The organism is Paraburkholderia jirisanensis (genome assembly GCF_054782355.1).
Genome location: NZ_BAAGSQ010000029.1, coordinates 762,568 through 783,321 on the forward strand (window position 1 = coordinate 762,568; position 20,754 = coordinate 783,321).

General features: G+C 64.2%; 14 protein-coding genes. 9 read left to right on the forward strand and 5 right to left on the reverse strand.

Annotation, left to right across the window (positions count from 1 at the left end):
* Positions 1-90 precede the first annotated feature (90 nt).
* Positions 91-1,812 carry a glutamine--tRNA ligase/YqeY domain fusion protein gene (locus tag ACYVNQ_RS29165; protein WP_460907447.1) on the reverse strand — a complete coding sequence of 574 codons (1,722 nt, stop codon included), beginning with the start codon at positions 1,810-1,812 and terminating at the stop codon, positions 91-93.
* A gap of 1,029 nt (positions 1,813-2,841) precedes the next feature.
* Between ACYVNQ_RS29165 and ACYVNQ_RS29170 the strand changes: the two genes are divergently transcribed.
* Together ACYVNQ_RS29170 and ACYVNQ_RS29175 are read left to right on the forward strand one after the other, a co-directional pair.
* Entirely contained in the window at positions 2,842-5,193 is a 2,352-nt protein-coding gene (locus ACYVNQ_RS29170) for a gamma-glutamyltransferase (protein WP_460907749.1), read from the forward strand.
* 71 nt (positions 5,194-5,264) lie between these two features.
* Positions 5,265-5,819: an RBBP9/YdeN family alpha/beta hydrolase gene (locus ACYVNQ_RS29175; protein WP_460907449.1), complete on the forward strand. Its 555-nt coding sequence runs from the start codon at positions 5,265-5,267 to the stop codon at positions 5,817-5,819.
* A gap of 148 nt (positions 5,820-5,967) precedes the next feature.
* Here the strand turns inward: ACYVNQ_RS29175 and ACYVNQ_RS29180 are convergent, their stop codons facing one another.
* Complete coding sequence (locus ACYVNQ_RS29180; RefSeq protein WP_460907451.1) at positions 5,968-7,188, reverse strand: CaiB/BaiF CoA transferase family protein; 1,221 nt, start codon at positions 7,186-7,188, stop codon at positions 5,968-5,970.
* Positions 7,189-7,538: 350 nt separating this feature from the next.
* On the opposite strand from ACYVNQ_RS29180, the gene alaS reads away from it, so the two are divergent.
* Positions 7,539-10,163, forward strand: a complete 2,625-nt coding sequence (gene alaS, locus ACYVNQ_RS29185; protein ID WP_460907453.1) for an alanine--tRNA ligase — start codon at positions 7,539-7,541, stop codon at positions 10,161-10,163.
* Between the two features lie 244 nt (positions 10,164-10,407).
* Here the strand turns inward: alaS and ACYVNQ_RS29190 are convergent, their stop codons facing one another.
* Positions 10,408-11,328, reverse strand: a complete 921-nt coding sequence (locus tag ACYVNQ_RS29190) for a LysR family transcriptional regulator (protein WP_460907455.1) — start codon at positions 11,326-11,328, stop codon at positions 10,408-10,410.
* Between the two features lie 143 nt (positions 11,329-11,471).
* Here ACYVNQ_RS29190 and ACYVNQ_RS29195 point away from each other — a divergent pair, with 143 nt between their 5' ends.
* The 5 genes from ACYVNQ_RS29195 (at position 11,472) to ACYVNQ_RS29215 (ending at position 16,852) form a co-directional block, all read left to right on the forward strand.
* Positions 11,472-12,722, forward strand: a complete 1,251-nt coding sequence (locus ACYVNQ_RS29195) for a YbfB/YjiJ family MFS transporter (protein WP_460907457.1) — start codon at positions 11,472-11,474, stop codon at positions 12,720-12,722.
* 236 nt (positions 12,723-12,958) lie between these two features.
* Positions 12,959-13,990, forward strand: coding sequence for a threonine aldolase family protein (locus tag ACYVNQ_RS29200; RefSeq protein WP_460907459.1), 1,032 nt, complete (start codon positions 12,959-12,961; stop codon positions 13,988-13,990).
* A 233-nt stretch (positions 13,991-14,223) separates the two neighbouring features.
* Positions 14,224-15,372: an iron-containing alcohol dehydrogenase gene (locus ACYVNQ_RS29205; protein WP_460907461.1), complete on the forward strand. Its 1,149-nt coding sequence runs from the start codon at positions 14,224-14,226 to the stop codon at positions 15,370-15,372.
* An 8-nt stretch (positions 15,373-15,380) separates the two neighbouring features.
* Complete coding sequence (locus ACYVNQ_RS29210) at positions 15,381-15,821, forward strand: acyl-CoA thioesterase (protein ID WP_460907463.1); 441 nt, start codon at positions 15,381-15,383, stop codon at positions 15,819-15,821.
* Positions 15,822-16,069: 248 nt separating this feature from the next.
* Positions 16,070-16,852: an inositol monophosphatase family protein gene (locus ACYVNQ_RS29215; RefSeq protein WP_460907465.1), complete on the forward strand. Its 783-nt coding sequence runs from the start codon at positions 16,070-16,072 to the stop codon at positions 16,850-16,852.
* 58 nt (positions 16,853-16,910) lie between these two features.
* Here ACYVNQ_RS29215 and ACYVNQ_RS29220 read toward each other — a convergent pair whose 3' ends face one another.
* Positions 16,911-17,435, reverse strand: a complete 525-nt coding sequence (locus ACYVNQ_RS29220) for a hypothetical protein (RefSeq protein WP_460907467.1) — start codon at positions 17,433-17,435, stop codon at positions 16,911-16,913.
* 640 nt (positions 17,436-18,075) lie between these two features.
* Between ACYVNQ_RS29220 and ACYVNQ_RS29225 the strand changes: the two genes are divergently transcribed.
* Positions 18,076-19,137 carry a class I SAM-dependent methyltransferase gene (locus ACYVNQ_RS29225; RefSeq protein WP_460907469.1) on the forward strand — a complete coding sequence of 354 codons (1,062 nt, stop codon included), beginning with the start codon at positions 18,076-18,078 and terminating at the stop codon, positions 19,135-19,137.
* Between the two features lie 109 nt (positions 19,138-19,246).
* On the opposite strand, the gene ACYVNQ_RS29230 is transcribed toward ACYVNQ_RS29225, so the two are convergent.
* On the reverse strand, positions 19,247-20,554 hold the full coding sequence (locus ACYVNQ_RS29230; RefSeq protein WP_460907471.1) for a hypothetical protein: 1,308 nt from the start codon (positions 20,552-20,554) through the stop codon (positions 19,247-19,249).
* Between the last annotated feature and the right edge of the window lie 200 nt (positions 20,555-20,754).

Below are 20,754 nucleotides of genomic sequence, written 5' to 3' on the forward strand. Positions count from 1 at the left end.
ACGCCCGTTCCGCAAGCTCTGACGCGCGGGACGTATCGTTATCGTGCAAGGCTGCGGTGCCGCGCGACAAACGACAGGCATTCAACCAGCTTACGCTGGCTTCCCCCAACTGTCGCGCAGACTGACGATGCGATTGAATACGGGTTTGCCCGGCTTCGTGTCGTAACGGTCGGCGACGAAGTAGCCGTGCCGTTCGAACTGGAAGCGCTGCTCGGGTTCGGCGTCGCTGACGCCGGGTTCGACGAAGGCCTGCATGATGCGCTTCGAGTCCGGATTGAGCGCCTCGAGGAAATCGCGTCCACCCGCGTCCGGCTGCGCTTCCTTGAACAGGCGGTCGTACACGCGCACCTCGGCGGCGCAGGCGCCCACCGCGCTCAGCCAGTGGATCGTGCCCTTCACCTTGTAGCTGTTCGCGCCTTCGGTGCCCGAACGGCTGTCCGGGAAGTAGTTGCAGTGCACCGCGACGATGTTGCCTTGCTCGTCCTTGTCTGCGCCCGTGCATTCGACCACGTAGCCGTACTTCAGCCGCACCTTGTTGCCCGGGAACAGGCGGAAGTATCCCTTCGGCGGGGTTTCGGCGAAATCTTCACGCTCGATCCACAGTTCGCGCGAGAACGGCAGGGTACGCGTGCCGCGCTCCGGATGATGCGGATGCACCGGCGCGCTGCAGTCTTCGGTGGTGCCTTCCGGGTAGTTGTCGATGATCAGCTTCAGCGGATCGAGCACCGCGGTTGCGCGCGGCGCTTTTTCGTCGAGGTCGTCGCGCAGCGCGCCTTCGAACACGCTCATGTCGATCCACGAATCGACCTTGGTCACGCCGATCCGGTCGCACAGCAGCTGGATCGATTCCGGCGTGAAGCCGCGCCGCCGCACACCGACGATAGTCGGCATACGCGGGTCGTCCCAGCCGTCGACGTGGCCTTCGGTGACGAGCTGCAGCAGCTTGCGCTTGCTGGTGATCGCGTACGTCAGGTTCAGCCGCGAGAATTCGATCTGCTGCGGCAGCGGCCGCGTGAACACGCCGGCATCGGACAGCTCGTTCAGAATCCAGTCGTACAGCGGCCGGTGATCTTCGAACTCGAGCGTGCACAGCGAATGCGTGATGTTTTCGAGCGCGTCCGAGATGCAGTGCGTGTAGTCGTACATCGGATACACGCACCATTGATCGCCGGTGCGGTAGTGGTGTGCAAAGCGGATGCGGTACAGCACCGGGTCGCGCATGTTGAAGTTCGGCGACGCCATGTCGATCTTCGCGCGCAGCACGTGCTCGCCTTCCTTGAACTCGCCGGCCTTCATGCGGCGCAACAGGTCGAGGTTCTCTTCGACCGAACGCTCGCGGTACGGCGACGGCTTGCCCGGCTCGGTGGCCGAACCGCGGTTCGCGCGCATGTCTTCGGCCGACTGGCTATCGACGTAGGCCTTGCCGCGCTGGATCAGCAACTCGGCGAATTCGTACAGCTTGTCGTAGTAGTCGCTCGCGTAGTACAGATGGTCGGCGCCTTCCTTGTTCCATTCGAAGCCGAGCCAGCGCACTGCGTCGATGATCGATTCGACGTACTCGAAGCTTTCCTTTTCGGGGTTCGTGTCGTCGAAGCGCAGATGGCACACGCCGCCGAAACTACGCGCGATACCGAAATTCAGGCAAATGCTTTTGGCGTGACCAAGATGCAGGTAGCCGTTCGGCTCCGGCGGGAAGCGCGTTTCGACGCGCTGGCCCCACTTTCCGGCGCGATTATCTTCGTCGATGATGTTGCGGATGAAGTTGGCCGCGGGCGCGTCGTTGCGCTCGACGTTGTTGCGTTCTTTGCTCATGCGGAAGGAAGAAAGTCGGCGAGGGCGCTCGGTGCGCTCCCTAATCCGACAATTCTACCTGACGACTTCCCGCGGCACAGCGCCCTGGCTCATGGCGCGGGCGTTTGGCGGGCGCGGGTGCGGCGTGCGGACAACAGTTTTGGGGTGGGACTGGGGTTTGGGTGGTGGAGTGCATCGGGTGTTTTTGCTGGTGGCGGGGAGTGCTTTGTATCAATCGGGGGCGGGAACGGGGCGGTGGGTTGAGCGCGTGCTGACGCGCTTCCCTGCGCTTTTTTACGATGTTTGGCTGATCGAAATGCGCTGTAACAGGAGGTAAATCGCGTTGGCCCGGGTCTCGGCGAGCCGGTAGGATGCGACCGGCGACCCCCTTCCGATGAGGGTGTGGCGGGGGCTGGTGTTGGTGGTGGCGCTGGTTGCGTTTTGCGCATTGCCGGTTGGCTGTCTTGACCGTCCGCCTGCGTTGCCAGCGTGACCGTGTTGCCCGTACCGCCCGTGCTGCGCGAATTGTCCGTGTTGCGCCGATGGCGCGGATCCGTGGACTTGGGGCGCACGCCGCGCGTGTAGTTGGGATTGAGCCGCGTGCGGGGTGTGCTGGCAGGTTCTGATCGACCGAACACTGGCGCCTTGGGTTGACGTGCAGCCCGTTAGCGCGCGCAGCGTGATTGCTGTTGAGCGTTTCACTGCGCTATTGCGCGACGCACGTGGTGCGCGCCGCTGGTAGCTGACCGCCGGTCTGACGCCTGAGCGCTGGTCGCCCGCAGCACACCCGATGGAAGCAGGCTGAAAGCGCCGCGCAGGCGCGCTGTGCAACACTTCAGCGTTCGCCTTGCCGGCGTCCAGCCGGCACTCTTTGATTCCGGAGTTCCCTGAATGCCTTATTCGACGCCCGACGCGCGCACTGCACGTCCCGCTTTTTCAGGCCACCCGGCTACGACGCTGCGTAGCGCTGCTGCAGCCGCTGATGCGATTCGCCCCGCCGGCCAGCCCGGCGCCATGCGCATGCACGCTCTGCAGATCGCGGGCGCAGCGATGGCGATCGTTACGCTGGCGGCGAGCCTTGTCGCGTCCGCGCCCGCCGTGGCGAAAACCGCGCCCAAGCCGGTCTTCGACGGCTCGGCGGTTGCGGTGCCTGACCGTTACAGCGCCGATACCGCACAGCAGATTTTTGCGCAGGGCGGCAACGCGGTCGATGCCGCGGTCGCGATCGCGTTCACGCTGGCGGTGACGAGCCCTGACGCGGGCAACCTGGGCGGCGGCGGTTACATGACGCTGCAGATCGACGGCAAGCCGTACTTCCTCGACTACAGCGCCAAGGCGCCGCAGCGCGCGACGCGCGACATGTATCTCGACGACAAGGGCAACCTGGTCAAGGACATGAGCTCGATCGGGCATCGCGCGGTGGGCGTGCCGGGGACGGTCGACGGCATGTGGGAAGCGCAGCAGCGCTTCGGCAAACTGAAGTGGAAGCAGGTGCTGGCGCCGGCGATCCACTATGCGACCGCCGGCTTTACGGTCGAGCCATGGCTGCAGCAGCGTCGCGACACGGCGGCTGCGGCGTTTGGCAACAAGACCAATTTCAACGCGTACTTCGGCGGCCTGAAAGCGGGGGTGATGTATCGACAGCCCGAGCTGGCGCACACGCTGCAACGCATCGCCGACGACGGCGGCCGCGAATTCTACGAAGGCCAGACCGCCGATCTGATCGCGAAGCAGATGTACGGGCACGGCGTGATTACGAAGACAGACCTGACGCAATACAAGGCGGTATGGCGTCAGCCGTTGACGGCGAACTGGCACGGCTATCAGATCGTGACGGCACCGCCGCCGAGTTCGGGCGGGGTGGCGCTGATCCAACTGCTGAAGATGAAGTCGGACCTCAAGCCGGCATTCGATGGTTTGCAGGTGAATTCGGCGCCGTATATTCACCTGGTCGCGCAGATGGAAGACCGGGTGTTTGCCGACCGGCAGCAATATATGGCGGACCCGGATGCGTTTGCGGTGCCGGTCGACAAGCTGACTGGCGATACGTATGTCGCGTCGCGTGTGGATGGGGTGAAGCCGGTACCGGTGAAGCCGGTTGAGGCGCCTGCGGCAGCGAAGCCTGCTGAGGCGTCTGCGGCGGAGGGGGCCGGGGCGAGCGCTGGTGCTAATGAGGCGAAGCCCGCTGAGGTAAATGCGGCGGCAGCGAGTGCTGCGGCGGCGAAGCCGGTTCAGGCAAATGCGGTGGCAGCAAGTGCGGCCGGTGCGAAGCCGGTTGAAGCAAATGCGGCGGCAGCGAGTGCGGCAGGGGCGAAACCTGCTGAGTCAAATGCGGCAGCGGCAAGCGCTGCAGGGGCAAAACCGGTTGAGGTAAATTCAGCTGCAGCGGGGGCTGCGGGAGCGAAGCCTGCTGAGGCTAATGCGGCTTCCGCGAGTGCAGCGGCGATGAAGCCGACCGAGGCAAACGCGCCCGCGGCGAGCACGCCGGGAGGAGCGCTTCCGGCTCAGGCCAACGCAGGCAGCACCAACGTTGCGGGGGCGAGCGGGGCTGGGGCGGTGACGCCCGCGGCGGCCGGCGGCGCTGCCGCGACAAAGGCTGCCGATGCCGGCGCGGCCGGAACAACCGCCGCAGGCGCGAAGCCCGTTGCGGCAAATACGGTGGCAGCGAGCGCCGCAGGCGCAGGTTCGCCCGGAGCCAAACCCGCCGCGGACAGCGCGGATACAACCTCCGCGAACGCAAATCCTGCCGATGCGCCGCCCGCTCAAACGACCCCCGCCGACGCGTCTGGCACCGCATCGATCAAGCCCGGGGCCAGCGATGCGTCTGCGGAGAAGACGCAGACCACCCACTTCTCGGTGGTCGACAAGTGGGGCAATGCGGTATCGAACACCTACACGCTAGACGGCTCGTTCGGCTCAGGCGTGGTGGTGGACGGCGGCGGCTTCGTCCTGAACGATGCGATGGACGATTTCGTCACGAAACCCGCCGCCGGCGTGAACGATATGAACGCGGTAGCGCCTGGGCGCCGGCCGGTATCGTCGCTGACGCCGACGATCCTGCTCAAGGACGGCAAGGTTGCGCTCGTGATCGGCACGCCGGGCGGCTCGCGGATCTTCACGACGATCTTCCAGGTGATGACCGACGTGTACGACTACGGCATGTCGCCGGGGGATGCGCTGGCTGCGCTGCGCTTCCATCATCAGCTGCTGCCGCCGAAGACGATTTATTGGGAGCCGTACCGTCCGATCGACGGCGAGCTCGCGCAGCAGTTGCAGAGCCTGGGTTACACGCTCGAAGGCCAGTCGTTCAACGGCGACGTGCAGTTGATCCGCGTCGACGGCACGGCCCCGCAACCCGCCACGGACCCGCGCGGCGCAGGCGTAGCGCGCGTGTTCCCGTAGACTGAGCCGGTTCTCCGCACGACAACGAACGCAACGCAACTCAAACAGCGCAAACCGCACGAGCAAAACCTATGGCGTCGCAGAACGAACCGAACGTACTGGTACTGCCCGGCTATCTGGACTCCGGCGCCGGCCATTGGCAAACCCGCTGGGAAGCAGCGCATCCGCACTTCACGAGGGTGCGCATGCCGGACTGGACGCACCCCGTGCGCGACGCCTGGTGCCAGACGCTCGATGCCGCGGTGAGCGCTTCCGATGCACCCGTCGTGCTGGCTGCGCATAGTCTCGGCTGCCTGAGCGCCGCTTTCTGGGCGACGCAATACGCGACGCCGGCGCAGCTTGCCAAAGTTGCGGGCGCGCTGCTCGTAGCGGTACCCGACCCAGCGGGTGCCGGCTTTCCTGCAACTGCGAGCGGCTTTGCGCCGGTGCCATCGCAGCGCTTGCCGTTTGCGACGATCGTCGTTGCCAGCACCGACGATCCGTATGGCGGCGTACCGTTCTCGCAGGCCTGTGCAGCCGTGTGGGGCAGCCGCTGGATCAGCATCGGCGCGCGCGGGCACATCAACGCCGACAGCGGTCTTGGCGAGTGGCCGGAAGGCCTTGGCTGGCTTCGCTCATTTGAGTGAGCCGGCTCGCCGGGCGTTCGCATGGCGTTCGGCGAATGCTCGTTGAGCGTGTTCCGATCGTTCGCCCAACAGGCTGGCAGGGTGCGATCGGGGGGCGTTCGCCGAAGTCGCCGGCTGCGCGCCACCCCGCGCTACGTTCACGTCACGCTCAGATCACAGCTTGCGCGCGCAACGCCGCGATTCGTTCCTCGTCATACCCCAACACGCTGCGCAACACGTCGTCGGTGTGCTCGCCCAGTGTCGGCGGATGCATGCTGGCCTGTGGTGGCGTGACCGACATGTTGATCGGGTTGCGCACCAGCTTCACCGTGCCGCCCGACGGATGCGGCAGATCGACTTGCAGCCCGCGTGCGACGACCTGCTCGTTGTCGAACACTTCGTCGAGATCGTTGATTGGTCCACATGGCACGCCTGCCGCTTCGAGTGCGTCGATCCATTCGTGCTTGCTGCGCGTGCGCACCATCTCGGCAAGAACCGGCACCAGCGTCTCGCGGTTGCGCACGCGCGCGGGATTGGTGGCGAAGCGATCGTCGTCGGCAAGGTCCGGGCGGCTGCCCGCTTCGACGAACTTGCGGAACTGCCCGTCATTGCCCACCGCGACGATGATCCAGCTGTCGCTTGTCTGGAACGTCTGATACGGCACGATGTTCGGATGCGCATTGCCCCAGCGCAGCGGCGGCGTGCCGCTCGCGAGGTAATTGGAATTCATGTTCGCGAGCATCGCCACCTGCACGTCGAGCAGCGCCATGTCGATGTACTGGCCTTCGCCCGTGCGGTCGCGGTGGGCGAGCGCGGTCAGCACGGCAAACGCGGAGTACATGCCGGTCATCAGGTCGGCGATCGCGACGCCGGCTTTTTGCGGGCCGCCGCCCGGCAGCCCGTCGCGCTCGCCGGTGATGCTCATGAAGCCGCCGATACCCTGGATGATGAAGTCGTAGCCGGCACGCTGTGCATACGGGCCGGTCTGGCCGAAACCGGTTACCGAGCAATAGACGAGGTCTGGCTTCACGGCCTTGAGCGACTCGTAATCCAGCCCGTACTTCTTCAACTGGCCGACCTTGTAGTTTTCCAGCACGACGTCGCAGTGCGCAGCCAGTTCGCGCACGATGCGCTGGCCTTCGGCGCTGGCAATGTCCACCGTGACCGAACGTTTATTGCGATTGGCTGCGAGGTAGTACGCGGCTTCGCGCGTATCCGTGCCGTCTTGCGCCTTCAGGTACGGCGGGCCCCAGTGGCGCGTGTCGTCGCCGCTGCCGGGCCGTTCGATCTTGATCACGTCGGCGCCGAAATCGGCAAAAGTTTGCGCGCACCACGGGCCGGCGAGCACGCGGGAGAGATCCAGCACGCGGATATGACTGAGAGCGCCCATGTTCGGTTGATGCCTCCAGAAAAGCGGTATGGCGGTGTGCGCGGCACACGGCAAATGGGATTGCTGAGACGTCACGCATCTTAAGCGATCGACGCTCCGCGGCGTATTCGGCCAAACGGCATAGGACAAATGGCCGCGCGCCTTTCGGCGCGGTTTGTCCTGTCGTGTTTCGTCATATCCGCCGCGGGTTTGCGCGCGCTGCCCCTGGCCGAACGGCCAACGGCGCGTCGTACCGGGCGTGCGGCGCCGCGCGGGCACGCCGATCCCGTATAATCAGCGGCTCAGGAAACTACGCCGGCGCGTTGTGCGCAAGGCGTCGGAACAATGTTCAGGACCGTCCCCAGCACGCTATGAAAGCCGCCGAAATCCGCGAGAAATTCCTCAAGTTCTTCGAATCGAAGGGCCATTCAATCGTCCGTTCGTCGAGCCTCGTACCGGGCAACGACCCGACGCTGCTCTTCACCAATTCGGGCATGGTGCAGTTCAAAGACGTGTTTCTCGGTGCGGAAAGCCGTCCGTACTCGCGGGCCACGACCGCGCAGCGCAGCGTGCGCGCGGGGGGCAAGCACAACGACCTCGAAAACGTCGGCTACACCGCGCGCCACCATACGTTCTTCGAGATGCTCGGCAACTTCTCGTTTGGCGACTATTTCAAGCGCGACGCAATCCACTATGCGTGGGAATTGCTGACCACCGTCTACCAGTTGCCGAAGGAAAAGCTGTGGGTCACCGTCTATCACGAAGACGACGAGGCCTACGGCATGTGGGCCAACGAAGTGGGCGTGCCGACCGAACGGATCATCCGCATCGGCGACAACAAGGGTGCGCGCTACGCGTCGGACAACTTCTGGCAGATGGGCGACACCGGTCCGTGCGGTCCGTGCTCGGAGATCTTCTACGATCACGGCCCGGAAGTGTGGGGCGGGCCTCCGGGGTCGCCCGAGGAAGACGGCGACCGCTACATCGAGATCTGGAATCTCGTGTTCATGCAGTTCAACCGCGACGCGCAGGGCAACATGACGCCGCTGCCCAAGCAGTGCGTCGACACCGGCATGGGCCTCGAGCGGATTGCCGCCGTGCTTCAGCACGTGCATAGCAACTACGAGATCGATCTGTTCCATGCGCTGATCCAGGCCGCCGGGCGCGAAACCGGCATCGCCGATCTCACGAACAATTCGCTGAAGGTGATCGCCGACCACATCCGCGCGTGCTCGTTCCTGATCGTCGACGGTGTGATTCCGGGCAACGAAGGCCGCGGCTATGTGCTGCGCCGTATCGTGCGCCGCGCGATCCGCCATGGCTACAAGCTCGGCCGCCGCGGCTCGTTCTTCCACAAGCTGGTGGCGGATCTCGTCGCGCAGATGGGCGGCGCCTATCCGGAACTGAAAGAAGCGGAAAAGCGCGTAACCGACGTACTGCGCCAGGAAGAAGAGCGTTTCTTCGAGACGATCGAGCACGGCATGTCGATTCTCGAATCGGCGCTGGCCGATCTGGACGCGAAGGGCGGCAAGACGCTCGACGGCGAACTGGCTTTCAAGCTGCACGATACCTACGGCTTCCCGCTCGACCTCACCGCGGATGTATGCCGCGAACGCAGCGTCACGGTCGACGAACCGGCGTTCGACGAAGCAATGGCGCGCCAGCGCGATCAGGCGCGCGCCGCCGGCAAGTTCAAGATGGCGCAGGGGCTCGAATACTCGGGCGCGAAGACCACGTTCCACGGCTACGAAGAAATCGTCTTCGACGATGCGAAGGTGGTCGCGCTGTATGTCGACGGCGCGTCGGTCAACGAAGTCGCGAAGGGCCAGCAGGCGGTGGTCGTGCTCGACCACACGCCGTTCTACGCGGAATCGGGCGGCCAGGTCGGCGACGTGGGCGTGCTGGCGAATGCCAGCGTGCGCTTCGCCGTAGCCGATACGCAGAAAGTCCAGGCGGACGTGGTCGGCCATCACGGTGTGCTCGAGCAGGGCACGCTGAAAGTCGGCGACGTCGTGAAGGCGGAAATCGATGCGATCCGCCGCGCCCGCACCCAGCGCAACCACTCGGCCACGCACCTGATGCACAAGGCGCTGCGCGAAGTGCTCGGTTCGCACGTGCAGCAGAAGGGCTCGCTCGTCGATGCCGACAAGACCCGTTTCGACTTCGCACACAATGCACCGATGACGGACGACGAAATTCGCCGCGTCGAAGCGATCGTCAACGAGGAAGTGCTGGCGAACGCGCCGGGCGTCGTGCGCGTGATGCCGTTCGACGAAGCGGTGAAGGGTGGCGCAATGGCGCTGTTCGGCGAGAAATACGGCGACGAAGTGCGCGTGCTCGACCTCGGCTTCTCGCGCGAGCTGTGCGGCGGTACGCACGTACAGCGCAGCGGCGACATCGGCCTGTTCAAGATTGTGATGGAAGGTGGCGTAGCAGCGGGCATTCGCCGCGTCGAGGCCATTACCGGCGATAACGCGGTGCGTTTCGTACAGGAGCTCGACGCGCGCATCAATGCGGCCGCTGCGGCGCTAAAGGCACAACCGTCCGAACTGACGCAGCGCATTGCGCAGGTGCAGGAACAGGTCAAGTCGCTGGAAAAAGAGTTGGGCGCGTTGAAGTCGAAGCTCGCATCGAGCCAGGGCGACGAACTCGTCAGTCAGGCGGTCGAAGTTTCCGGCGTCCACGTGCTTGCCGCGACGCTCGATGGTGCGGACGCGAAGACGCTGCGCGAGACGGTCGACAAGCTGAAAGACAAGCTGAAGAGCGCGGCGATCGTGCTTGCGTCGGTCGAAGGCGGCAAGGTAAGCCTGATCGCGGGCGTTACGCCGGAGGCCAGCAAGAAGGTCAAGGCGGGTGAGCTCGTCAATTTCGTCGCGCAGCAGGTCGGCGGCAAGGGCGGTGGCCGGCCCGACATGGCGCAAGCCGGCGGTACCGAGCCGGGCAACTTGCCGGCCGCACTGGCTGGCGTGAAGGGCTGGGTCGAAGCGCTGCTGTAAAGCGTGTGAAACGAAAGCGCTTGCATCGGCAAGCGCTTCGGCGTTCGAGCAGTAAGGTAGGTCCTCGCGGCATCGCAACATGGTTTGCGACACGGTATGCAACGCGAGCGCCGACCACCGATCGTTCCGCAAGCGCCCGTTAAACAACGAAGGCCGCGAGTCTTGCACTCGCGGCCTTCGTTGCATGATCCTTCCGCATTTCTACAAGCGCTCGAAGGCGCACTGATCCATCTCGAAGCGACTGCTACGCAATCGCCTCCGGCTCATTCAAAACCGCCCCATCCGCAGCATCCGGGGTTTCAAGCAACATCTCCTTCAGCGCATTGAGCGCCGACGAGAAGTGCTCGCGCCGCCAGATCAGCAGCGTGTCGATCATGCCGATTTCCCCGTCCAGCGAATGCACGGCGATATTCGACACGCTCGGCTGCGCGCCGAGCACCGAGCGCGGCGCAGCGGCCACGCCGGCGCCGGCCGCGACGCATGCGACGATCGCGTGATACGAAGAAAACTCGAGCACGCGCGTCGGGCGCATCTGATGTTCGAGGTACCACTTCTCAACATAGCTGCGATACGCGCAGCCGCGTTCGAACGCGATCAGCGTCGAAAGCTCGATATCGGACGCGCGCCTGACTGGCGGATGATCGCGCGGCGTCAGCAGCACCAGTTCCTCGCGGCACACCGGCACGACTTCGATCTGGTCGCCGAATGCCGCCGCGGCGTCGAGTGGCATGGCCACTAGCGCAGCATCTACCTCGAACTCGCGTACCCGCTGGATCAGGCGGCCGGTCGTGCCGGTTTCCAGCTCCAGCGCCACATCAGGCCAGGCGTAGTGATAGCGCGCGAGCAGAGCGGGCATTCGCGTTGCAGCCACGCTTTCCATCGTGCCGAGTCGCAGCCGCCCGCTTGGCCGGTTCTCGCGCACCGCATGGCGCGCCTCCTCGGCGAGCGCCAGCAGGCGTTCCGCATAGGGCAACAAGGTCTCGCCGGCCGGCGTCAGCACCAGCCGGCGTCCGTCGCGAATGAACAGGTCAGTGCCAAGCTGTTCTTCGAGCTGCTTGATCCGCGCCGTCACGTTGGATTGCACGCGGTGGAGCTTGGCAGCGGCGCGCGTCATGCTGTTCTCGCGCACGACGGTACGGAATATGGTCAGAGCAGCAAGGTCCATGATTCTCTACATATGATCGATTCAATCTGAATTATTCATTTTTTGTGATTATAAGGGCGGACTAACATGAGTGAAAGCTTTCCGGTGCGGCGCCACGCTAACGCGCACCGGAACCCCTGGTAACAGACCCATCTCGCCAGCCGATGAACGACTTCGCCTCCGCCACCATTGAATCTCGCGCAGAACCGCATGTCGCGCGCCGTATCGCGCTCGCTTGCATGGTTGCGCTGGCGGTCACGCTAGGCGTCGGCCGCTTTGCCTTCACGCCGTTGCTGCCGCTGATGCTCAAGGAAGGCATGCTCGATATCCAGCAGGGTGGCTGGCTCGCGTCTGCGAACTATGCCGGATATTGCATGGGTGCGCTGACCTGCGCGGCAATCCGCGTCGAGGCGGCCCGCGTGGTGCGCTGGGGGCTTGCCGCGACTGCGCTGCTGGTGCTCGCGATGGGCGTCACGGACGGTTTTTGGGTGTGGCTCGCGATCCGTTTCGCGGCGGGCGCGGCGAGCGCATGGACCTTCGTGTTCGCTTCGCAATGGGGGTTACGCCGGCTTGCCGAGCTGCGCGCCAGCGAACTGGGCGGGATGATCTATATGGGGCCAGGCTTTAGCATCGCTGCGACGGGTCTGTTCGTCAGCGTGGCAGGCGGGCTGGGCGCGACGGCTGGCTGGCTCGGTTTCGGCGCGGTCGCCGCACTGCTGACAGCAAGCGTATGGCGCGTTTTCACGCCGGCACGCGGCGGCACGGCGCAGCGTGCCGGGGTGAACACGCGCGCTGCCGGACAGACTGCGCCGGCAGTACGACCGACGCAATCCACGCAATCCACGCAGCCCGCGCACCTCACTCATCGTAACGATGCCCTGTGGCTGATCATCCTCTACGCGATGCCGGGCTTCGGCTACATCATCACCGCGACCTTCCTGCCGGTGATCGCGCGCGCCGCCTTGCCGGGCTCGATCTGGCCGGACCTGTTCTGGCCGATGTTCGGCGTTGCGCTGATGGTCGGCGCGTTGGCCGGCACGCGTTTGCCGCTGCACTGGGACAATCGCATGCTGATGGCGATCTGCTATGTGCTGCAGGCGGCGGGTATCGCGTTGAGCATCGTGTGGCCGACTATCGGCGGTTTTTCGCTCGGTAGCGTGCTGATCGGTTTGCCGTTCACGGCGATCACGTTGTTTGCGATGCGCGAGGCGCGTCGCCTGCACGGCGATGCCGCGGCGGGGCTGATGGGTTATGCAACAGCTGCCTACGGCCTCGGACAGATTCTCGGGCCGCTCGTCGCCGCGCCGATTGCGGCGCGCACCGGGTCGTTCACGCCAGCGCTGTGGCTTGCGGCTGGTGTGTTGCTGTCCGGTGCGGTCGGGCTCGCAGTGGTCACCGTCAGACGCTCGCGCTGACCCGCGCGCGCAGCAGCGCAAAGAGTCCTCTCACCCTCGCACCCCCGCGAGACAGACGATCCCCCTCCGCCCGGGCCTTCAACAACTCAGACGGCCTTGAGCAACGCAAGCCTCACCGATGCCCGCCGCCCCAGCCATCGCCTGCAACCTCACGCCCGCCCCAAACAACTTCACTCCCCTAGCACTAAAATAGCGGCTCCATCCTTCTGCCCGGCGCGATCGCGCCCATCGCAACCATGCAACATTTCGCGTCGGACAACTATGCGGGCATCTGCCCCGAAGCGCTGCAAGCACTGATCGCGGCCAACGGCAGCGGCCACGAGCCTGCCTACGGCGACGACTCCTGGACCCAGCAGGTGTGCGACCGTCTGCGTGACCTGTTCCAGACCGATTGCGAAGTGTTCTTCGTGTTCAACGGCACGGCGGCCAATTCGCTTGCGCTGGCTTCGCTGTGTCAGTCGTATCACTCGGTGATCTGCCACGAGCTTGCGCATATCGAGACCGATGAATGCGGTGGCCCCGAATTCTTTTCGAACGGTTCGAAGCTGCTGACGGCGCCCGGCGTCGGCGGCAAGCTGACACCCGATGCGATCGAAGCGGTGATCACGCGCCGCGCGGATATTCATTACCCGAAACCGAAAGTCGTCACGCTGACGCAGTCGACCGAAGTCGGCACGGTCTATAGCGTCGAGGAAATCCGCGCGATCGCCGCGATTGCGAAGCGCCGCCACCTGAAGGTGCATATGGACGGCGCGCGCTTTGCCAACGCGGTGGCCGCGCTCGACGTGCATCCATCCGAGATAACCTGGCGCGCGGGCGTCGACGTGCTGTGCTTCGGTGGCACGAAGAACGGCTTACCGGTGGGCGAAGCGGTGATTTTCTTCGATCGTGCGCTGGCCGAAGACTTCGCGTACCGGTTGAAACAGGCCGGTCAGCTTGCCTCGAAGATGCGTTTTATCTCGGCACCGTGGCTCGGTCTGCTCGACGACGACGTGTGGCTGCGCAACGCCCGTCATGCGAATGCAATGGCGCAACTGCTGGAGGCGCGGCTCGCCGCGATCCCGGGCGTGAGCATCATGTTCCCATCGCAGTCGAATGCGGTGTTCGCACAATTGCCGGCGCCGGTCGCCAAAGCGATGCGTACACGCGGCTGGAAGTTCTACGAGTTCATCGGTGCGGGCGGATGCCGGCTGATGTGTGCGTGGGATACGCAGGTGGAAACCGTCGAGCGGTTTGTCAGCGAAGTGCGCGAGCTGTGCGCGGCATAAACATCATCGTTTGAATGCCGCTCGGCGCATCAGGGCCGTAGACTAGAGGCCTTCGACGAAACCAGCACGCGCTGCGGGCTATCGGTTTCGCATCAGGTTATGCATCACGAGTTACGCATCAAGCGCGGCTGCCGGGCAGTCCCAGACTCTCGGTGGCCGCGTGCCGTAGTTGTCCTTCGACGGAATCCGCACGGGTTCGTCGCATAACAGAGGAAACGAGGAGCGCAACCGACATGGCCTATATCTACTACCTGACCCACATCCATCTTGGCTACGATGCGCTGGCGCAACTGCCGGCGGAATGTACGCGGATCGGCATCAAGCGGCCGCTGCTGGTCACCGACAAAGGCGTCGTCGCGGCCGGCCTCGCGCAGCGCGCGCTCGACGCGCTGCAGCCTGGTTCGCTGCCGGTGTTCGACGACACACCGTCGAACCCGACCGAAGCCATGGTGCTGGCCGCGGCCGCGCGTTATCGCGATGAGCGCTGCGATGGCCTGATTGCGGTAGGTGGCGGTTCGTCGATCGATCTGGCCAAGGGCGTCGCGATTGCCGTGGGGCATCCGGGGTCGCTCACGCAGTACGCGACGATCGAAGGCGGCAGCGGCAAGATCACCGATGCGTGCGCGCCGTTGATCGCCGTGCCGACCACGTCCGGTACCGGCAGCGAAGTGGCGCGCGGCGCGATCGTGATACTGAACGACGGGCGCAAGCTCGGCTTTCACTCATGGCATCTGCTGCCGAAAGCCGCGATCTGCGATCCCGGCCTGACACTCGGCTTGCCGCCGGGCTTGACCGCGGCGACTGGCATGGACGCGATCGCGCACTGCATCGAGACGTTTCTGTCGGCGGCATTCAATCCGCCGGCGGACGGTATTGCGCTCGATGGCCTCGAACGCGCGTGGGCCAACATCGAGCGGGCTACCGCGGACGGCAGCGACCGCGACGCGCGTCTGAACATGATGAGCGCATCGATGCAAGGCGCGATGGCGTTCCAGAAAGGGTTGGGCTGCGTGCATTCGCTGTCGCATCCGCTCGGTGGGGTAGCAGTGGATGGCCGCACGTCGCTGCATCACGGCACGCTGAACGCGGTGGTGTTGCCTGCGGTGCTGCGTTTCAACGAGAGCGCGCCGAGCGTGGTGCGCGAAAACCGCTACGCGCGCATGCGTCACGCGATGGGTATCGCGCGTGATGCGGATGTCGCGCAGGCTGTGTTCGACATGACCGCGCGTCTTGGGCTACCCACCGGTCTCGCGCAAATGGGCGTCGATGCAAGCGTGTTCGACAAGGTGATCGCGGGCGCGCTTGCCGACCACTGCCACAAGACGAATCCCCGCGAAGCGAGTGCCGACGACTATCGACGCATGCTGACCGAATCATTGTGAATGCCGCGATGAAAAAGCCCGTTCCTACGCCACGTCACGCGTATCCGCACTTCCTGCAGCTTGCGACGCGCTGGGAAGACAACGATGTCTACGGTCACGTGAACAACGTCGTTTACTACAGCTACTTCGATACGGTGGTGAACGAATATCTGATCCGCAGCGGTGTGCTTGATTTCGAGCGTGGCGAGACGATCGGGCTGGTCGTCGAGACGCAGTGCAGCTACTTCGCGCCGCTTTCGTTTCCGGACCGCGTCGACGTTGGACTGCGCGTGACGCGGCTCGGTAATACGAGCGTGCGCTACGAAGTCGGACTGTTCAAGGAAGGCGTGGAAGAGCCGGCGGCGCAGGGGTATTTCGTGCATGCGTATGTGGGCCGCGAAAGCCGGCGGCCCGTGCCGCTGCCTGCGCCGCTGCGGGCAGCGCTTGAACCGTTGGTGGTTGAGCATTAGGCGCGGGCGTCGATGTTTTGATGCGTGCTGCGGCGCAGGTGGCACACCGCTCGTAGCTCGTGGAACCACGGCGGCGGACGCGCTCTGCCTGTCATCGAATTCGCGGCATGCGCAGGTATAGTGTGCTGCGGTGCTGCGGTGGCGCGCCACGAGTGCGCGTATCGGACAGCGCCGACCGAATGCCGACTTGATGCCATGCGGCTTTACCAGCCGCGGGTGCGACCCACATAGAGACACGTGAGGACAGCATGACCGACGTGCAACTGAATCTCCGCTTTATGGCCGCCTGCGCAATCGCGCGCGAAGCAGGGCGTCTGATCCGCTTGCGTTTCGAAGCGCGCGACGAAGTGCTCAAGCTGCAGTTCAAAGGCCCGCAGAACTACCTGACCGAAACCGACGCCGAAGTCGAACAGTTGATCGCGACGCGCATCGCCGAAGCCTTCCCCGACGACGATTTCTTCGGCGAAGAGGGCGGCGGCTCATTTGGCCGCGACGTGTGGATCGTCGACCCGATCGACGGAACAGCCGACTTCGCACGCGGCGTGCCGCATTTTTGCGTGTCGATCGCGTTCGTGCGCGACGGGCGCGCCGAAGTCGGCGTGCTATACGACCCGATACTCGACGAGCTGTTCGCCGCGCAACGCGGCGCCGGTGCGACGCTGAACGGCAAACCGATCAAGGTCAGCACGATCGACGACGTTCGCCAGTCGGTGATCGAACTCGGCTGGTCGTCGCGCATTCCGTTCGAAGGCTATGCGGCCGTACACGCGCGGCTGCATGAGCTCGGCGCGGGCGTGAAGCGCCGTGGTTCGGGGGCGCTCGGCATCGCCTACGTCGCGATGGGCCGTCACGACGGATATTGCGAGCTGCACATCAATTCGTGGGACGCCGCTGCCGCTGTGCTGATCGTCGACGAGGCGGGCGGCTGGACTAACGATTTCCTCACGGAAGATTGTCTGCGCAACGGTAACCGTGTGATTGCCTGCACGCCGGCGTTGCGCGAAATACTCGAGCAGGTGATGGACGTTTGAGCGAGCGGCGGAGGGCGTGACGTAAGTCACGCACCTCACGCACGCCACACCGCGTACATCAAGCGGCCGCGCGTGCCGCCTGCTTTCCCTTCGCTCCCAACAGCCGGATGGCTTCCGCGGCACTCATCTCGGTTGCTTCGATGCCGCGGGCATCCAGCACCAGCACTTCGAACAGCGTCCGATCCTCTTCCGCCATCTGCTGGTAGCCTTCCGCGGTTTCCAGCAGCAATTCCAGCATGGTCTTCTGGCTACGCCGCTCGTCAGCGGTGAGCGGCGGCGCGCGCAAAATCGTCGCCGCGATCGCGACAAGGGTGCGCAACTGTGCGACCGAGCGATCGCAATATTCGAATGCGGATACGGCCGTCGCCGCATAGCGCTTTCTTTCCCACTTCGCGAGACCGCTGCGCGTGGTCGGCCGATCCTTGACGTTCAGGCGCGCTCGCGACGTGGCCGCAGCCTGGGTACGGCCACGGTTCGTCGGGCGCGCGCACGACATGTCCGGCGCGGCAGCGTCGGCGTTCGGCGGTGCTTCGTTTCGCGAAACGGATTCCTCGAGCGAGGCAGGTGTGATCCTGTCGGTCATAATGCGTCCTCCACTGTCAGGCAAAGCCCGCAACCCATCGAAGAATGGTGGGCGGGCACGATGACAGGGTTGGCAAACCAGCGCAAGAACGAGCTGATAGACCCGAAGGTCTCCCCGCCACGGCCCGCCCATTGTCCAAACAATGTAAAGCCGTCACACACCCGTTCAACCAGGAGCGTGGTTCTTGCTTTTCAGGTTGCCAAACCCGGCCGCCTATATGACGGCGGAGGAAGTATAGGGGCATTGAACACCTATTCGTTTACCCAAACACGATAAATACGACAATTAATTTTATGTCGGCGCTTTATGACCTCAATTGTTAAGATGGTTATCTGAGTTTTATAGGAAAATATTTAAAACGTTGTTGATGAATCGTGCTGACATCAGATAAATCTCAAGCGCTACGTCTAGGGCTAGGAACCGGTAACGCTGCCTACTGGGAGTGACCATGCTCAGCATGGTTGCTCGTTGATCTCGTATGCCGTTAGATATATCGGGGCCGTACTCTGTTGCTTTGCATTGCAATCGGAGTTGTAATTCCGGCTGAATATTTCGTGCACATCCCTATACTCGTTTTTGGGGAAAGGTGAATAGCGGATTAGACATCCAGGCCGATTCTGTCTTTGAGCGAGGGGGAGTCATGCAATTCGACGAGAAAAAACTCGAGGCCTTCATGGGGCGCATGGTTGGCGAGTTCGGTGCGGTGGCTGCAGCGCCGCTCGTGGCGCTAGGCGACCGCCTGGGCTTGTACAAGGCGATGGCTGGCCAAGGGCCGATGACGAGCGAGGCGGTTGCGCAGCGTGCGAGTCTTGCCGAGCGTTACGTGCGCGAGTGGCTCGCGGCGCAGGCCGCATCCGGCTTTGTTCGCTACGACAGCGCTGCGCGAACGTTCGAGCTTGAAGCCGAAACAGCCATGTGCTTTGCCGATGAGTCCAGCCCGACTTTTCTGGTCGGTTTCTTCGACACGGCCGAATCGATGTATCGCGACCTTCCGAAACTCGAGTCCGCGTTTCGCACGGGGCTAGGGGTCGGCTGGCACCAGCATCATCCGTCGCTGTTCAGGGGCACCGAGCGATTCTTTCGCGCAGGCTATACGGCGCATCTGACCACCGAATGGATCCCGGCGCTCGAAGACGTCGAGTCGAAACTGAAGGCGGGCGGCGCACGCGTTGCGGATGTCGGCTGCGGTCACGGCGTGTCGACGATCCTGATGGCGCAGGCGTATCCACAGGCGACGTTCGTCGGCTTCGATTACCACGAGGCCTCGATCGAGCACGCACGCGAGAAAGCACAGGAGGCGGGTGTCGCGGAGCGCGTCAAATTCGAGGTGGCTCCGGCGAAAGGGTATCCCGGCCGCGATTACGATCTCGTTGCTTTCTTCGACTGCCTGCACGATATGGGCGACCCGGTCGGCGCGGCGGCGCACGTAGCTGGCACGCTGAAGCCGGACGGCACGTGGCTGATCGTCGAGCCTTTCGCTAACGACACGCTCGAGGAGAATCTGAACGCGGTGGGGCGCGTCTACTATTGCGCATCGACGCTGATCTGCACGCCCGCCTCAATGGCGCAGGAAGGGCAGATGGCGCTCGGTGCGCAAGCAGGCGAAGCGCGTCTACGCGATGTGGTGACCCGAGGCGGCTTTACGCGTTTCCGGCGCGCTCACGAGACGCCGTTCAATCTGGTGCTGGAGGCGCGACCGTAGCCGTAGCAGCGCAGACCACCGCGCCACGTGCCGACCCCGGCCATCGAAGGCCGCACAGCCGGCCGCGCTGCAAGCCATTGCGCGTCCGCGCAATTGACCGCCGCACCGGTCACACAGTCGAACCGTGCGTCTTGATGTAATTCGCCCTGATCGGCGACGAGTGCGGTTCAGCCGCGACGCTGATGCGCTTATCCGCCGCTTGCATGCCGTGCAGCGCGTCTACGTAAAGCGCACGCAACTGGTCTTCATACTGCGGGCCGGGCGCAGGCAGCGTGAAGCGGATATCCGAGAAGTTGCGCGGCGGCGCAAGCTCGACCTCAGGCAGCTTGCGCGCCGCGTCGCGGTCCTGCGCGGCGAACTCGTTCTCCCATTGCGTGAATTGCCGGAACCGGTCGGGCTCGATCTGACGCAACTCCGTGAAGGCCCGCGCGTGGCGCGCACCGGCAAAGGCACGATTACCGAACTCTACGAGTCGTGCACCTGCGGTTGCACCGGGCCCGGTGAGCGCGGTCGCCCATTGCAATGCATTCAGTACGTCGGTGCGGGCATCGGCCCATAGCCGTGTCTGTTCGTCGATCTGTCCGCGGGTCGTGCTAGCAATGTCGGCCTGCAATTGCTGCTTGATCTGGCTCGCGACCGAGAACAGCGCTTCGCGCTGCTGCTCGGTGCGAGCAAGACGGAACTGCTTGCGAGCTTCGGCGAGGGAAAGCAATTGCTGTTGCCCTTGCGCATCCAGCATGTCGCTGCCGAACGGCGTGTTGAACACAGCCTGCAGACGCGCGGCGGGATCATCGGCGATCGCATCGAGTTCGCCGGCAAGGTCGTTGTGTAATGCCCGCTCCGCATCGGCGAAGTGGCTCCTGTGCCAGGCATCCGGCGCGGCTTCGAAGGCGGTCCACAGTTCCTTCAGCCTCGCTTCATAGTCGGTGCGTGCATCCAACGGCAGATCGGCACACATGCCGAGGTCGATTTGCACGTTCTGCTCAAATCCACGTGCGTCCTCCGGATAGCCGGTCATCGCGCTCTTTTCGAGTTGCGCACCGAGTGCGGCATTGAGCGCGTCCGCCTTTGCGTTAGCGCCGCCAGCGTCGTAACGCGCGAGCAGCGAGCAAAGCTCAGCTTCGTCGGCATAGCGTTCGTTGTGTGCGCGGTTCGTCGTGGTGGCGGTGTGCCGCGCTGATTCACCTGCGCTGGTCGGCGTGCTGGTTGCGGCAAGCAACTGCGCGCCGCGCGTTCCCATTGGCACAGCGGGTTCGAATGAACCCGCTTCGTGGCGCTGTGACTGCTTGCGCGGCCCATGCCTGTCGGTGCGTGGTTGCCGTGCGTCGACGCGTTGCGCCTGTGCAGCTTGTGCCGATGTATCCGGCTCGAAGGCCGTTGCTTGAGCAGGCGTCGCGTTTAGTGCAAAGGTCGTCATAAGCATGCCTTTCGAACGAAGGTGTTGTTATCTCCATGAAAGCAGACCTTGCCAACGCCGCGGTGTTACCCGGCTATCGCAGTAGGGTGCAGGCCGTGGAGACGAGGCTTCGTAACCGGGCGCATACGAGGAGGCGCTGAAGCCGATTACGAGCCGCAAACACAATTCTTCCAGGAATCCCGCGCAGATAACGACAGAGC

Bases quoted from the DNA above. Each gene is read 5' to 3' on its own strand.
- ACYVNQ_RS29165 (WP_460907447.1), bottom strand. From the start codon at position 1,812: ATGAGCAAAGAACGCAACAACGTCGAGCGCAACGACGCGCCCGCGGCC.
- ACYVNQ_RS29170 (WP_460907749.1), top strand. From the start codon at position 2,842: ATGGCGATCGTTACGCTGGCGGCGAGCCTTGTCGCGTCCGCGCCCGCC.
- ACYVNQ_RS29175 (WP_460907449.1), top strand. From the start codon at position 5,265: ATGGCGTCGCAGAACGAACCGAACGTACTGGTACTGCCCGGCTATCTG.
- ACYVNQ_RS29180 (WP_460907451.1), bottom strand. From the start codon at position 7,188: ATGGGCGCTCTCAGTCATATCCGCGTGCTGGATCTCTCCCGCGTGCTC.
- alaS (WP_460907453.1), top strand. From the start codon at position 7,539: ATGAAAGCCGCCGAAATCCGCGAGAAATTCCTCAAGTTCTTCGAATCG.
- ACYVNQ_RS29190 (WP_460907455.1), bottom strand. From the start codon at position 11,328: ATGGACCTTGCTGCTCTGACCATATTCCGTACCGTCGTGCGCGAGAAC.
- ACYVNQ_RS29195 (WP_460907457.1), top strand. From the start codon at position 11,472: ATGAACGACTTCGCCTCCGCCACCATTGAATCTCGCGCAGAACCGCAT.
- ACYVNQ_RS29200 (WP_460907459.1), top strand. From the start codon at position 12,959: ATGCAACATTTCGCGTCGGACAACTATGCGGGCATCTGCCCCGAAGCG.
- ACYVNQ_RS29205 (WP_460907461.1), top strand. From the start codon at position 14,224: ATGGCCTATATCTACTACCTGACCCACATCCATCTTGGCTACGATGCG.
- ACYVNQ_RS29210 (WP_460907463.1), top strand. From the start codon at position 15,381: ATGAAAAAGCCCGTTCCTACGCCACGTCACGCGTATCCGCACTTCCTG.
- ACYVNQ_RS29215 (WP_460907465.1), top strand. From the start codon at position 16,070: ATGACCGACGTGCAACTGAATCTCCGCTTTATGGCCGCCTGCGCAATC.
- ACYVNQ_RS29220 (WP_460907467.1), bottom strand. From the start codon at position 17,435: ATGACCGACAGGATCACACCTGCCTCGCTCGAGGAATCCGTTTCGCGA.
- ACYVNQ_RS29225 (WP_460907469.1), top strand. From the start codon at position 18,076: ATGCAATTCGACGAGAAAAAACTCGAGGCCTTCATGGGGCGCATGGTT.
- ACYVNQ_RS29230 (WP_460907471.1), bottom strand. From the start codon at position 20,554: ATGACGACCTTTGCACTAAACGCGACGCCTGCTCAAGCAACGGCCTTC.